11 protein-coding genes and 1 pseudogene are annotated in these 13,927 nt (G+C 34.5%); 3 read left to right on the top strand and 9 right to left on the bottom strand.

Annotation, left to right across the window (positions count from 1 at the left end; all coding sequences use genetic code 11):
• Window positions 1-48 precede the first annotated feature (48 nt).
• From CZ225_RS09235 to fldA, 3 genes are all read right to left on the bottom strand, one after another.
• Window positions 49-1,077: a TQO small subunit DoxD gene (locus CZ225_RS09235; RefSeq protein WP_077153880.1), complete on the bottom strand. Its 1,029-nt coding sequence runs from the start codon at window positions 1,075-1,077 to the stop codon at window positions 49-51.
• Window positions 1,078-1,234: 157 nt separating this feature from the next.
• Complete coding sequence (locus tag CZ225_RS09240; RefSeq protein WP_077153881.1) at window positions 1,235-1,597, bottom strand: DUF2023 family protein; 363 nt, start codon at window positions 1,595-1,597, stop codon at window positions 1,235-1,237.
• A 29-nt stretch (window positions 1,598-1,626) separates the two neighbouring features.
• The gene (fldA, locus tag CZ225_RS09245; protein WP_077153882.1) at window positions 1,627-2,133 is read right to left on the bottom strand and encodes a flavodoxin FldA; all 507 of its coding nucleotides are present in this window, start codon (window positions 2,131-2,133) and stop codon (window positions 1,627-1,629) included.
• Between the two features lie 184 nt (window positions 2,134-2,317).
• On the opposite strand from fldA, the gene CZ225_RS09250 reads away from it, so the two are divergent.
• Window positions 2,318-4,360 carry an LruC domain-containing protein gene (locus CZ225_RS09250; protein WP_077153883.1) on the top strand — a complete coding sequence of 681 codons (2,043 nt, stop codon included), beginning with the start codon at window positions 2,318-2,320 and terminating at the stop codon, window positions 4,358-4,360.
• Between the two features lie 313 nt (window positions 4,361-4,673).
• Here the strand turns inward: CZ225_RS09250 and CZ225_RS09255 are convergent, their stop codons facing one another.
• On the bottom strand, window positions 4,674-5,849 hold the full coding sequence (locus tag CZ225_RS09255; protein ID WP_077153884.1) for a phosphoribosylaminoimidazolecarboxamide formyltransferase: 1,176 nt from the start codon (window positions 5,847-5,849) through the stop codon (window positions 4,674-4,676).
• A 205-nt stretch (window positions 5,850-6,054) separates the two neighbouring features.
• Between CZ225_RS09255 and CZ225_RS09260 the strand changes: the two genes are divergently transcribed.
• Window positions 6,055-6,759 (top strand): hemerythrin domain-containing protein, encoded by a 705-nt coding sequence (locus CZ225_RS09260; protein WP_077153885.1) that lies wholly within the window; start codon window positions 6,055-6,057, stop codon window positions 6,757-6,759.
• Entirely contained in the window at window positions 6,749-7,360 is a 612-nt protein-coding gene (locus CZ225_RS09265) for a response regulator transcription factor (RefSeq protein ID WP_077153886.1), read from the top strand. The genes CZ225_RS09260 and CZ225_RS09265 overlap by 11 nt, the downstream gene beginning before the upstream one ends.
• A 665-nt stretch (window positions 7,361-8,025) precedes the next feature.
• Here the strand turns inward: CZ225_RS09265 and CZ225_RS09270 are convergent.
• From CZ225_RS09270 to CZ225_RS09290, 5 genes and pseudogenes are all read right to left on the bottom strand, one after another.
• The gene (locus CZ225_RS09270) at window positions 8,026-8,619 is read right to left on the bottom strand and encodes an acyltransferase (protein ID WP_394334028.1); all 594 of its coding nucleotides are present in this window, start codon (window positions 8,617-8,619) and stop codon (window positions 8,026-8,028) included.
• Window positions 8,602-9,545: pseudogene (locus tag CZ225_RS09275) on the bottom strand (glycosyltransferase family 2 protein); the annotation flags it as partial. The gene CZ225_RS09270 and the pseudogene CZ225_RS09275, both read right to left, overlap by 18 nt.
• Before the next feature lie 12 nt (window positions 9,546-9,557).
• Window positions 9,558-10,721 (bottom strand): sugar transferase, encoded by a 1,164-nt coding sequence (locus tag CZ225_RS09280; RefSeq protein WP_077153889.1) that lies wholly within the window; start codon window positions 10,719-10,721, stop codon window positions 9,558-9,560.
• A gap of 20 nt (window positions 10,722-10,741) precedes the next feature.
• Window positions 10,742-11,107: a response regulator gene (locus CZ225_RS09285; protein WP_077153890.1), complete on the bottom strand. Its 366-nt coding sequence runs from the start codon at window positions 11,105-11,107 to the stop codon at window positions 10,742-10,744.
• A 247-nt stretch (window positions 11,108-11,354) separates the two neighbouring features.
• A complete protein-coding gene (locus CZ225_RS09290; RefSeq protein WP_077153891.1) occupies window positions 11,355-13,799 on the bottom strand; it encodes an LruC domain-containing protein in 2,445 nt (814 codons plus the stop codon).
• Window positions 13,800-13,927 lie beyond the last annotated feature (128 nt).

Consider the following 13,927-nt stretch of genomic DNA (forward strand, 5'->3'; position numbering starts at 1 on the left):
TCTTATTCTATATTGAAATACACCTTTTTATAGGACTATTAATTTGATTTAGTTGAGAGTGAGTGTTTGCTTCCAGGTTATTCCACTGATATCAGTTAAAATGATCTCGTATTCACCTGGGAGTAGTTGGGAGAGTTTATTATTTCTGATTGTAATAATGGCTTTGCTTCCTAAAGGAACAATAAGACTATGTTTTCCCGGAACTACTTTGGCTATATATTCATTTTGAATATCAGAGATGGGAAAGTGTGCAAGTTTTTCTCCATCTTCTTGGAAAACAGTCGTTCCGTTTGATTCTTTTAAAGTAATTCCAATAAGAAATGAGCCATATACATCAACGCCTTCTACACGATAAATCTCAAATGATAGTATATTATTGTGGATACTGGCATTGGATATTTCTATTTTGGGTTTTACAGATTTATTGTGCAATGGTCCCCAAACTCCATTGTGGAATGTTTGATTTGTATATAGAGTGAGAATGAAAAGTAAGAGTGCACCACTGACTGCTGTTTTATTAAATTGTTTCATAGTGATAGGTAATTCACCTGAAGTGAGCCAAAAGAGCCATTTATGTTGTGAGGGATTGATTTTACCTTTTAGTAAATAATCTAAGGAGTATTTTCCACCACCGGAAAGAAAAATAGTAAATCCGGCTGCTACTCCTAAAATTCCGATTTGCCATTCGTCGAGACAAGTCGTACCTAGCCAACCGGAACCTAAAAGAATTCCAAACGCGAGGCTAAATACTCCGATACTCATCAGACGGGTGAAAAATCCAAGTATGTAAAATAGGCCTACAATACCTTCTACTAATGTAAAGATAACCATTGCCCACCAGAGTAAGTCTGGAGTACTGACTAAATATTCGATAATTGGTTTGATGCCTATGGAGTTTGGGAGAAAATGATTAAATTTCTCTCCAATGTAACCAACTGTATCTGGGATAAGTTTATTTTCAAGAATTAATCTACGCCAAAACGCAGAGAAATAAGTCCAACCTACAATGAGACGTAACGAAAGAGTGAAAATACCAGCTAGCGTATAAGCTTTGATCTGTTCTTCTTCTTGTGTCATAATTTTGTTTGATTAGTTAATAAAAGGACGAATCGTTTCTTATGTAACAAATTTCCATCAGAAATAGTTTGGAGGAAATTAATTAAAAAGAAACGATTCGACTCAGGACAAACTATACACAAACAAAGCTAACTAAGCTACAAATATATATTATCATTCAAACAGCAATCTTGATACTTTCTTTTTTACTACAATAACGTTTACATTGCTGACACAGATCATATCCTAGCATGGTTCCCAGAATAAAATCTTCCTCAGCTGTTAGTCGGTTTAAAGGGCGGATGATAATATGACGCATAGCTTCCATACATTCAGGCTTTCCAAAAAATAGGTTGATTTTATTTGTACCAACTTCTTGTATCATATAGCTTATTTTCTGACTTTTGAGCCGACGGATAGCAAATTCTTCATGTTCTTTATTCATAGTATAAAGTACCATGTTACGTACACCTTTCTTAAACTCATAGATATGGTTGAGAAAAATCCGGATTTCACCGGGAATTATTCTTTCAGTGGGCATAATGTAAATAGATTTTTTATGATAGACTATTAACTGATTTCTTGTTTTACTTGTTCTACCCATTTACTGATTCGCTCAGCTGTTTTGTTGTCTTCGTTCACTTCATCAATTGGAAGTCCGATGAATTTTCCATTAACAACAGCAATAGAAGAATCAAATGTATATCCGGTAGTATTGATTGTACCGCAGAATTTACAATTGGTATCTTTCAGTTCTTCATAAAGAATACCTATACCATCGCAGAAGGTATCGTAATAAGAGTCTGAATCACCACAGCCAAACAAGGCAACATACTTGTGAGACAGATCGCATTTCTTTAATATCTTTACTCCATCATACCAATCATCCTGTAGTTCGCCGGCTCCCCAAGTAGAGGTACCTAATACTAGTACATCATATTCTCTAATCAAATCTTCCGTAATTTTGGAGACATCGTAAATATGTCCGGAGGGGACATTCAGTTTTTCTGCAATTTGACGGGCTACGTCTTCAGTAGTTCCGGTTGTGGAACCGTAAAATACTCCGATTTTATTCATCTTTATTTCTTTTTTTATGTGATGTTGCAAAGATAGAGGGGCTTGTTGAGATAGAAAATCCCTATTAATAATGGAATAACAGGCCTTTCTCATTATTAATGGGGATATTGTCAGATATATTTTTGGATATTTTAAGGTTTTAGGTTACCTTTGTAGGTATCGAAACAAACATAGTTTAGTAAATATGAGAAACTTAAGGTACCTTTTTGGGGGAATTATTGGCTTGATACTAGTCTCATGTGTGGATGAGAAGAACTTGTATAAGCAAGATGGGGAAACATCAAAAGATGAACAACTCGGTTTGTCCTCGGACTTTAATCTGAAAACAGTAAAAAACATCTCAATTACTGCACTCAATGGGGATGGAGAACCACAAAAGGATGTAAAGTTTGGGATTTTTATGAGCCAGCCTTACATTGGTGAAGGGATTATTTCTATAGATCCGGTATATGTTGGAAATACGGATACTTCGGGTAAATTGGATGCGGAAGTGGTAATGGCAAATAATATTTCAACAATTTATGTAGCTCCTCTTACAGCTGGTTACGGTCAGGTGCAGGAGGTGAATGTTCAAGATTTTATTTCATTAAATTTTCGAGGTGTTGCTTTTCCTCAATTTACTACTAATGTCCGTGCCACGACTTCTATTGAGATTCCTCAAACTTTTACTAAGGTTAGTGGATTGTATGAATTATATGTGCCTTATAAAAATGCGGAGGTAGATAAAGATGGTATTCCGGTTCAAGGCGGTTGCTCTTTGATATCAAAAGAATTACTGTCTACTGCTTTGATTAATCAGATTGATAGCTGGTATCCGGAACAGGAAAATGTTCAGAAAGCAGATCTTTCTAAAAATTCTGATTTGAGGGTTATTGATGAAAATGGAGCTGAGGTTTGGGTGACTTACGTAGGTGATGGAGGTTTTTATGTTTCCAATCAAACAGTTTATAATTCATTAATGTATTATAATTATAAAGAAGGAGAAATAAATGGGCATGATGATATTGATAATCTACATATGACCCTGTTACTTCCTAACACAAATCAGATCCAATGTCCATCTGGATTGAAGATTCAGTTGCTTTATTGGAATGGAACTGAATATAGTACGGTTTTTCCAAAGGGAACACGTATTGGATTTGCTGTAGCACGAACAGGCTTTAAGAAAGATGGTACGTTTATAACAGAAAAGAATGCATATTCTTTTAAAAATAAGACTTACCCGATTGTGAATGGTGATGTGTCTGGAATGTATTATTCTACTCCGATGTTGAATGCTTGGGGAAAAACTCAGGCTGTAACTCGGCAATTGGGTTCTTATAACTGTTGTGTGACAGGGTTTGATATTCGTCCTTTCGGTGATAGTAAGTCTGATTATGATTTCAATGATGTGATGGTGAAAGTGACAGCTAGTCCTGTGGAAGCTATTGAGCCTGGAGAAGATATTCCGGTTGATGAAGAAGTAACTGTTAATGAATCTATTCATGGTACATTGGCTTTTGAAGATCAATGGCCTAATCCCGGAGATTATGACCTGAATGATTTTGTGGTGAACTATACTTATAGTGTAGTTAAAAATACTGATAATAAAATTACGGATATCAAACTGCGTTTAAAGCCGATAGCTAAGGGAGCCGCTGCTTATACAAAAATAGGTTTTGGAATAGAGTTGCCTTTAGCAGAGAATGATATTGATGTTGTAAAGGTGGAAGGTGCTACCATGGAAAGTGGGAATTCAAAAGCTACTTTTGTTGTATGGGAAGATGTAAGTGAACTTTTTCCAGATGCGAATGGCTTTATAAATACAGAGAAAGGATCTGATTTTGTTTCAATAGAAGAGGTGGTTGTAAATATCCCTTTGAAAGTTTCGGTTACTAATCTTTCTTTGATGAAATTCAATCCATTTATATTTGTTAATGGGCGTTCCCGAGAAATCCATTTACCAGATTTTGCTCCAACGTCTAAAATGGATAGAACATTACTTGGAACAGAGAAAGACTGTTCCGATGAATCAAAAGGAATTTTCTATCGAATGGAAGATATGTTTTGTTGGGCATTGGATTTTCCTCGTGTTTCTGCAAATGAACCAGCATGGAGATATCCGAAAGAGAGATCATCTGTGGTAAAGGCTTATAAAAAGTATAATGAGTGGGTGACTAATAAGACAGATTTATCTTGGTTCGATTCTACAATTTCTGGAAACGTAAACGAGGAGGAATTATATTAAGTACAATATATATAATGATTTTTTAAGTAAAGGGATTATCTTTCACGAGGTAATCCTTTCTTTTTGAGAGGTAAGTATGAAAATTAGAAATGAACTTGTCGGTATATCGATGTTTACATAATCGCATAAATTAGGCGTGGATTGCACAAGATTACATGAATATTTATTATCCTACTCATGAAATTTGTGAGATCCACGCCTTGAAAAAGTATGAGTAACTTTTTACACATCCCTTAAAACTAAGATTTAATAGTTTGATTTTAAGATTTATATGTATGAATCTTAAAGCTTTTATAAGTAAAATCTTTGTATTTTAATGATGGAATAGACGGATACCTGTAAATGCCATTGCCATATTATATTTATCACAAGTTCCAATTACATGGTCGTCACGTACTGAACCGCCCGGTTGAGCAATGTAGCTGACTCCACTTTTGTGAGCACGTTCGATATTATCTCCGAAGGGGAAGAACGCATCAGAACCTAATGCTACGCCGGTCATAGTATCTAGCCAAGTACGTTTTTCTTCACGAGTCAGTACTTCAGGTTTTTCTGTGAAGAATTGCTGCCAAACTCCATCCGCTAATACGTCATCATAATCCTCGGAAATATATACGTCAATAGTATTATCGCGATCAGCACGGCGAATTTTTTCAATCCAAGGTAAGTTCATTACTTTTGGATGTTGGCGCAAATACCAGATATCCGCTTTATTTCCGGCTAGACGGGTACAATGGATACGTGACTGTTGTCCGGCACCAATACCGATTGCTTGTCCGTCTTTGGCATAACATACTGAATTTGATTGAGTATATTTCAGTGTAATTAAGGCAATAATCAGATCACGTTTTGCATCAGCCGGAATTTCTTTGTTTTGTGTGGGCATTTCTTTCAAAAGACTTTCATCGATTTTCAATTCATTTCTACCTTGTTCAAAAGTAATGCCAAATACATCTTTATGTTCGATAGGAGCAGGACGGTAAGCTGGATCTATCTTGATAACATTATAAGTTCCTTTTCTTTTATTTTTTAGGATTTCCAGTGCTTCAGGTGTATAATCCGGAGCAATTACACCATCAGATACTTCACGGTTGATAATACGTGCAGTTTCTTCATCGCATATATCAGACAATGCGATAAAATCTCCATAGGATGACATACGATCAGCACCACGTGCACGTGCATATGCTGTAGCTAGCGGAGATAGTTTGACATCATCTACAAAATAGATTTTTTTAAGTGTTTCATTCATTTCTACAGCTACAGCAGCACCAGCCGGGCTGACATGTTTGAACGAAGCTGCAGCCGGTAATCCAGTTGCTTCTTTGAGTTCTTTTACTAACTGCCAACTATTGAAAGCATCCAATAAGTTGATATATCCAGGTCGTCCATTCAATACCTCAATAGGTAGTTCGCCTTCTTTCATGAAGATACGTGCTGGTTTTTGATTAGGGTTACAGCCGTATTTTAATTCGAGTTCTTTTGCCATAATATGGATTAATTATGAATTACTGATTACAAATTGATAGCGACAAAATTACTAAAAAAAGCATATTCCTCCTAACGACTCTAGTATTTAGTAACATATAATCAGTAATTAGTATTCTGTAATAAATCAAAATACCTATAAATAGTGATTGTGCACCCGCAAAATAATGCGTTTCTTTGCAGGCGTTAATATTAAATAGGTATAGATGGATAACTTACAGAAATACAAGCCAACAGATAAGATGATTGATCTCATCAGTGATAACTATTCCTTATTACAAGTGATGAGCCGTTTTGGACTCTCGTTGGGGTTTGGCGACAAAACGGTCAAGGAAGTATGTGAGCTTAATAGGGTAGATTGCCGTACTTTTTTGATAGTTGTTAATTTTATGGCAGAAGGATTTTCTCGTTTAGATGGAAGTAATGATGAGATTTCTATTCCTGCACTGATTGATTATTTGAGACAGGCGCACCTCTACTTTCTTGACTTTTGTCTTCCTGCCATTCGTCGTAAATTGATTGAAGCTATAGATTGTTCACAAGATGATGTGGCTTTCTTGATTCTTAAGTTTTTTGATGAATATACGAGGGAAGTACGTAAGCATATGGATTATGAGGAAAAGACTGTATTTAAGTATGTAGATTCACTACTGCTGGGTAATGCTCCTAAAAATTATCAAATTAGTACATTCTCTAAGCATCATGATCAAGTAGGTGAGAAGTTGACAGAACTCAAAAATATTATAATTAAATATTGTCCTGCTAAGACGAATGTAAATCAACTCAATGCTGCACTTTTTGATATATATGCTTGTGAAGAGGGATTAGAATCACATTGTAAAGTTGAAGATTATATTTTTGTTCCTGCTATTCTGAATTTGGAAAGGAGGATAAGAGAAAATGAAAAATAACGAAACTGTTCGAGTTGCAATTGCCGAAAGCTCTGTGATTGTTCGTAGTGGATTGACAGCGGCTTTGAAGCGTCTTCCTAATCTGAAAATACAGCCGATAGAATTACTGTCTGTTGAGGCTCTACATGATTGTTTACGTACGCAATATCCTGAAATGTTGATTGTAAATCCCACATTTGGCGATTATTTCGATGTAAATAAATTCAGAGAAGAAACTTCTGGAAAGAGAATACGTTTGATAGCTTTAGTCACTTCATTCGTTGATGTGACTCTATTAAGTAAGTATGACGAATCTATTTCTATATTTGACGACCTAGCAGTACTTTCCAAAAAGGTTCATGAGTTATTGAATATGAGTATGGAAGAAGGGGAAGTGGATAGTCCTGATACATTGAGCCAACGAGAGAAAGAAATCGTGATTTGTGTAGTAAAAGGTATGACGAATAAAGAAATCGCTGAAAAACTATTTTTGTCTATTCATACTGTCATTACTCATCGTAGGAATATCAGTAAAAAACTTCAGATACATAGTGCGGCTGGTTTGACTATTTATGCTATTGTAAATAAGTTGGTTGTATTGAGTGAGGTGAAGAATTTATAACTCAAAAATAATATTATAAAATACAAATTCGTTTGTGGGCGCAAAGATTCTTCTGTATATTTGCAGTGCAGTTGTGAAACTGTTATTAGTTTTTTTAGTAAAGAAAAGATTTCTAAGTATTTAGATTAATTAAGGTATTAAATTTAGTTTTTTAGGATAAGTTTAATAGAAGGTAAAAGGGTATTAATTAGGTAAGAAAGTTTTAAGGTAAAGGATAAGAAAGTTTTTAGGAAAAAGAGGAAAATTAAAGAAAAGCCTTATGGCTTTTCTGATGTGGGGCGAGTGATTCCATCTAGGGAATTAGCTCGTTTTTTTATTGTAAACTTTGAGGATATGACGAGGTCTGCATTAGTAGTAGAATTGATAGTTCTTGGAGAAAACTTACCCTTTATACATACATATAGTTTTGCTGGTTTTTTGAAATCTGGCAGATGAATATTTACTGAAGCAGATTATGATTTTAGAATAAAAACAAAATCCCGGCGAAATCACTTCGACAGGACCCTATTTCATTTTTACTTAAATGTGGCTACGTAATAAAATTATGACTAATTAATTCAATTCTGATACTGCAAAGATAGATTGTTTTAATTAGTGCCACAATCCCCTTTAAAAGGTATATTGTAAAGTGATTCTCATCATTTATAGCTACTGAAGGCTAATTATTATCTTTTTTCCCATTCTTTTGTTTCAAAATTGTAGGACTTGATCACTTTAGCTGGGCTACCTGCACAGACAGAATAGGGGGGAATGGAATGGGTAACTACACTTCCGGCTGCTACTATACAATGTTTTCCTAAAGTTACTCCAGATAATATAACTGAATTAGCTCCTATCCATACGTCATCTTCAATAATGATGGGTCGAGTGCTGACTCCTTGCTCATCAATTAATTTTTCTACATTTTGGAAATTATGATTAAGTCCACTGACTGTTATATTCTGAGCCAGATTTACATGATCTCCAATGTTGACCGGTCCAATAATAGTGTTTCCTAATCCGATACGTGAGTAATTTCCGATGATAATATCACCAACTGCATTATTCAAACAGCAGAAATCTTCTACTACGGAATAACGTCCTAAAGAAAAACGATTGAAAGGAGGAAGATCTTTACGGACACTACGGTATATGATTGAACCTTTTCCATATTTCAAATAGGTGAAATAGAATAATCGTATCCACCAATTAGGACGTGTTTTGACAGGGTGCATAATAAAGCGATGGATTATCTGTTTCAGAGCAGGATGTTGCTTGATTCGTTGTTTTAAGGTCATCGTTTCCATATTGAATGTTTTTTTCTTTTTTTCTCTTTAACTAGATAGTCAGGTATTGCCAGACTGTATGTAATTGCAAGTCCGAATAATATTATCCACCATTTGAATGATTCCCCAAAATCATAGACTGCCATCAATAAAGTCCAAATACTGACACAGATATATAATTTAGTTGGAGATGGAAGTAGCTGTTGGATTATTCGGTTACAGAAATTCCAATTTCCTTCAAAAAGAGAAGATAAAAAATAAGAAAGGAATTTTCTGGTTCTTTTGCGATAGGGATGAGCGGGAATCGAATTGCAATATACTATTGCATCGGGTAAATATTCAATATATATATTTTGTCTGAATAATTTTCGCTCTAGATTCGTTTTGGAAGTTTTTAAGTTGTTTTGTAGCCAAGTCAGATCAATAGCCATATTCGTTCCATATAAATTAGATGAGAAACCAAGTTGAGTATTTCCGGCTCTAAATAAACTATTATTTATTTCTTCGCATAAGGCTTGTAGATACTTTTGAATCCCTTTGCGATCTTTTATCATGGTATGCAATTGAATAACTTTTATTCCGGCATCATATACATTACAGACTTTCTCGAGAAGGTGAGGAGAGAGGCTGTAGGTAACACCGGAGAGAAGGATTACTATATCATACTGTTCTCTGTTTAAAGAATAGACGGTTTCTTGTAGATTTTTATATGTGATTAATTCGTATGAAGCTTTCTCGTCAGTATCATTAGAGAATTGATTTTCTTCAGGGATGAGGACGACGCAACGGTATTTACATTTGCACTTAGAATACTGCATGCGTTTCCCATGTGAAGCAACAGCAAGAATAAACCAATATAACAACATAACTCCTGTACAAAGAAGTAGTAAGCCGTCTATCATATAAACAAAGGTATCCATAAGTAGAGGGAATTATACATTCTCTTTTTGTACAAAGGCTGTGACTGTTTTCAGGATTATTTTCATATCCAATCCAAATGAAAAGCTTTTTGCATATTGGATATCCAACTGCTTACGTTCTTCTGCAGATAGTTTGCCGGCTTCACCTCTTTTTTCCACTTGCCATAGTCCGGTAAGTCCTGCTGGTCCCATAAAACGATCGATATGTTCGTCACTGGTCAGTAGTTCTGCTTCGTAAAGCGGGAGAGGACGGTTGCCAACAATAGACATATCACCTTTCAAAATATTAATGAGTTGTGGTAATTCGTCAATACTATATTTACGAATAAAACGTCCTACTTTGGTTATTCTAGGATCATTTTCCAGTTTTACGAAAGCGTTACTTTTTTCTTGGGATTTTTGGTGGATATAATCTTCTTCGGAAATAACAAAGTCGTCGGATACTAAAAGAATTTCTTCAAAGTCTTCTTCATTTATATCCGATATTTCTTTTTCTTTATTTTCTTTTGTTAATACATATTCCTCTTGCTGATATTGATTTAGAGCATTAAAATCCTTTAAGTGTTTATCCGCATCGGTATACATTGAACGGAATTTTAGAAAGTCGAATATTTGATAATTGCTTCCAACGCGCTTAGATTTATAGATAATTTGCCCTTTACTTTCCAACCGGATAGCTAAAGCTGTTGCAATTAAAAGAGGAGAGAGAAATAATAAAGCCATGCTGGAGAAAATAATATCAAAAACTCTTTTCCATAAGGGTAAATGGAAGCTATATTGGTTCTGGGTTTTCAGCTGTAGATCTTCTATTTTTTGTTCTTTTCTGCGATTAAGGAAAGTAGATAGAGTAATAAATGTATCACTAGTTGTTTGGTGTTTGATAGTGTTATTTACACCAGCCTTTAGATATTTTGTACCTTCTTCCTGAGTGATGGCGTCAGTTACTAGTACCATATAAAGCCCCGGATATTTCTTACGTATAAAAGAGATGTTTTTAATATCTTCGGAAGTGGTGGATTGCTCAAAGAATAATACGGCATCGTATTTCTCATGAATATTGTCTAGTATACGAAACGCCTTTTGGCAGGTAGAAACTGCACAAAATACTCCTATACTTAGCTTTGAGAACAGTTCTATTGTCTTATTATTTTTGCCTATGTAAACAAAATATTGCATGATATTACCGTGGATTAGTCTTAATCTATAATCTTTTTGATACGGATTTTAAGTTCTAGCGGATTAAAAGGCTTCAATATATAGTCTTCAGCTCCTTCCTCCAGAAGTCTGATTCTTTCTGTAGTACTTTCCTCGCTGGATAACATAACGATGGGTATTGATTTAAATAGTTCGTTAGTTTTCATGTAGCGTAAAAACTCATCTCCCATCATAAGAGGCATACGAATATCTGAAATAATTAGATCTGGCATATTACCTTCATTAAGCCATTGTATTGCTTTTAAAGGGTTTTCTATGTAGGTAAAATCATAATCTTTACCTAAATATATTCCTGCTACTTTTCCGATGGTTTCTTTATCATCAACCAATAATATTTTCTTTTTCATATAAATACAATTAGAACCGTTTTTAATGTTTGTTTTGTCATTCGGTTTTAAATGGATAGATTATTCTTTTGTCATATTTCTATGACTCTATGCAAATATAGCTATTATTTTGAATATTCTTTCAATCTGTGCATATAAAATTCTGAAGACTGCACCATTAATGTTATTTATTTGTTGTTTTATACATGATAAGGGCACGAATTCCTTGTATTCTGTGAAATTCGTGCCCTTATATTAAGAGCTAAAGTTAGTTTTTATTGGTTTGAAAGACTTTTGTTTTGTCCCAGTCATTCCACCAGTTTTTATTTCCTGCACCACCACTGGTTACCCAATCATTAAATTGGTTATAAGCTGTTTTAATATTGACATATTCCAATGGCCATTTAAAGTTGGTAGGAACAATGATTCCCCAAGCAAGATTTTCTTTACTCAAATAGTATTTTTTAGAAGAAATAGAGCTGGCATCATCATTTCCTCCAAATGAACTAACATCTGCTAATTGGGTAGGTTGGTAACCTGCTACATGGATTTCTCTACGATTTGTACCGTTTCCTCCAGTAATGATGAAGACATTCAATTTGTTAATGTTAAAGGCATCAGCTGATAGAGTCGGTTTATCAAATTCTATAGAAAAGCTTATAGTCTTTGTTTTTTTGACATTGTTTGAATGACCGGAAATAGTGTTTATTTGTATATACCGATCTCTTCCCAATGCTTTATGGGCATCGTCAAACAATGGAACTACTGCATATTTTTGTCCTTTTTCAATATTATAATTGTTTAAATTGAAGTTTTTAATAAGAGTATTGTCATCATCGTCATCGTCAAAGTCTACCTCTTCTGTAATATCACTTGCAAGAACTCCGTCAAACATAATAGCGGCACCGATTTTCTTTGTGGCTCCGACAGCACTCAATTCAATCTCGAGTTCGAATTCTTCAACTTTATTATCGTGTTTTGATAATTTTAATTTCCTTTTTTTGATAGTCATAACGATGTCATTCATATCGTAATCTCCATATAGAGGCCATTGATCTTCGAAAAGATAACTGTATTCATGATTATCTTCCACCTCAATAGGGAATTGAGGATCTTTAGGATCAGTAGATATTCCTCCTCCATATCCATTGTTACATTCTGTTTGGGGAATGGATAGCGTATTTTTCCCTTCTTCTCCCCATTCAGCACCATTGGTCATAGTCCAACGTTTGTTCCAGGCATCAACTAAGGCATTTGGGTGATCGGAACATACAATTTGAATATTGCCAGTATAATGAATCATGTCATTATTGTTGGGATATTTAGCTATAGCCTTTTTCATTACAAGGAGTGCCTTATTCGTGTTTGAACTAGTTCCTTTGAAACCCTTATTGTTCACATTATAACCAAATTCAGCTTTTTCAGTAACTTCTAATAATGAATTCACTCCTAATTCAATAGTTGCATCATCCATGTATAGTTCTTTGCATTGTATATATGCGCCTCCATCATTAATAAGTTTGGCCGAGCTGACTTGAAATTCATTTGTTACAACTAGCTTGCATTTATTGATTGCATTTTGATTCTGGCTAGAAATAAGAAAATCATAGGTAAACCATTTGCCTTCGTTCTCCCAAATACCATTATTACAATCAATGACTGTTTTTTCTTCAATATCCATTTTTCCTCGGTTCATAATGTGGCTATTTCCACTAATATATGCTGTTTTGGCTTTAAGAGTTCCGGTATTGAGAATGAAGGATTCCATATTTTCTCCACTAATCTTGCCTGATATAGTGGCAATACCTTCACTGCCATTATAGAAAAATGAGGAGTTGGTATTCATCCATGTATCGGCACTTATGTTACCCATATTATATATTTTGAAGTCCTGATCCAATTTTATGTCACCATTAAATATCAGACTTGCGTTTTTACCGATAGAGATAAAACTATTTTTTTGGCCATTATTTTGGTAGGTCGCAGAAACTTTTATTCCTGGAAGTATAAAAAGAGACGAACCTGTGGATAGTATAAGCGGATTCTCTAAATTAATATCTTCTGTAATATATAACTTTATATTTTTATTGTTTTTTAATTCTATGTTTTTTGTAGTAGAAGTCACTTTGTAACTTTCTCCATCTTTTATAGAATTACCGTTGCCAAAGATGTTTTCTGTAGGACATTTAATAGGAAATAATGATGGATCCTCATCATTAGGTTCTTCAATTGTTAAACCTCGTGTTGTCGCAAGGCTCCGATGTATTGCGGATGTAGTTGTTTTAAAGCTACAAATAGCAATTCCGTCGGTAATGTCGGCAGATTTAACAGTGGAAAATCCTGTTGGGGTTATTTCCTTAACATAGATTGTATTGATTGTCTTTTCAGCAGTTATATTGATAACATAAGGTTTATCACCTTTGGCAACACCTTTACCTAAAAGATGTGCGTCAGCCGATATAACCGGATGGTTATCATATAATTCAACTGTATAGTAAAATTGACCGTTAAACTGGTCATTGACTTCTACTGTAACTTGTGTGGTTGCAGTCATTGACCAATCAAAACCATCGGGAGCAACAAATTCGTCTCCCATTGGATTAGGCGTTCGATAAGATGAATCATAGAAATTTTTGTCGGAATCAACGCAACTAAACAAAGCACTTACTATTGCTATCGCAATAATGGGTGCAAATAGGTTAAATCTTCTCATACTATTGTAGATGTTTGATTGTTTGTTAATTAGTTTGCTACAAAGATACTTGTATATTTTTAAATAAAGATGTATTTATTGATTTTTTTGTTTATTAGAACAATATATTTCTTTTTTAGTTTCAATTT

The sequence above is a fragment of the Bacteroides bouchesdurhonensis genome, assembly GCF_900155865.1.
Classification (GTDB): Bacteria; Bacteroidota; Bacteroidia; order Bacteroidales; family Bacteroidaceae; genus Bacteroides; species Bacteroides bouchesdurhonensis.

What these genes read in the sequence shown, in the direction of transcription:
- CZ225_RS09235 (WP_077153880.1), bottom strand. Translation starts at nt 1,077, where the DNA reads ATGACACAAGAAGAAGAACAGATCAAAGCTTATACGCTAGCTGGTATT.
- CZ225_RS09240 (WP_077153881.1), bottom strand. Translation starts at nt 1,597, where the DNA reads ATGCCCACTGAAAGAATAATTCCCGGTGAAATCCGGATTTTTCTCAAC.
- fldA (WP_077153882.1), bottom strand. Translation starts at nt 2,133, where the DNA reads ATGAATAAAATCGGAGTATTTTACGGTTCCACAACCGGAACTACTGAA.
- CZ225_RS09250 (WP_077153883.1), top strand. Translation starts at nt 2,318, where the DNA reads ATGAGAAACTTAAGGTACCTTTTTGGGGGAATTATTGGCTTGATACTA.
- CZ225_RS09255 (WP_077153884.1), bottom strand. Translation starts at nt 5,849, where the DNA reads ATGGCAAAAGAACTCGAATTAAAATACGGCTGTAACCCTAATCAAAAA.
- CZ225_RS09260 (WP_077153885.1), top strand. Translation starts at nt 6,055, where the DNA reads ATGGATAACTTACAGAAATACAAGCCAACAGATAAGATGATTGATCTC.
- CZ225_RS09265 (WP_077153886.1), top strand. Translation starts at nt 6,749, where the DNA reads ATGAAAAATAACGAAACTGTTCGAGTTGCAATTGCCGAAAGCTCTGTG.
- CZ225_RS09280 (WP_077153889.1), bottom strand. Translation starts at nt 10,721, where the DNA reads ATGCAATATTTTGTTTACATAGGCAAAAATAATAAGACAATAGAACTG.
- CZ225_RS09285 (WP_077153890.1), bottom strand. Translation starts at nt 11,107, where the DNA reads ATGAAAAAGAAAATATTATTGGTTGATGATAAAGAAACCATCGGAAAA.
- CZ225_RS09290 (WP_077153891.1), bottom strand. Translation starts at nt 13,799, where the DNA reads ATGAGAAGATTTAACCTATTTGCACCCATTATTGCGATAGCAATAGTA.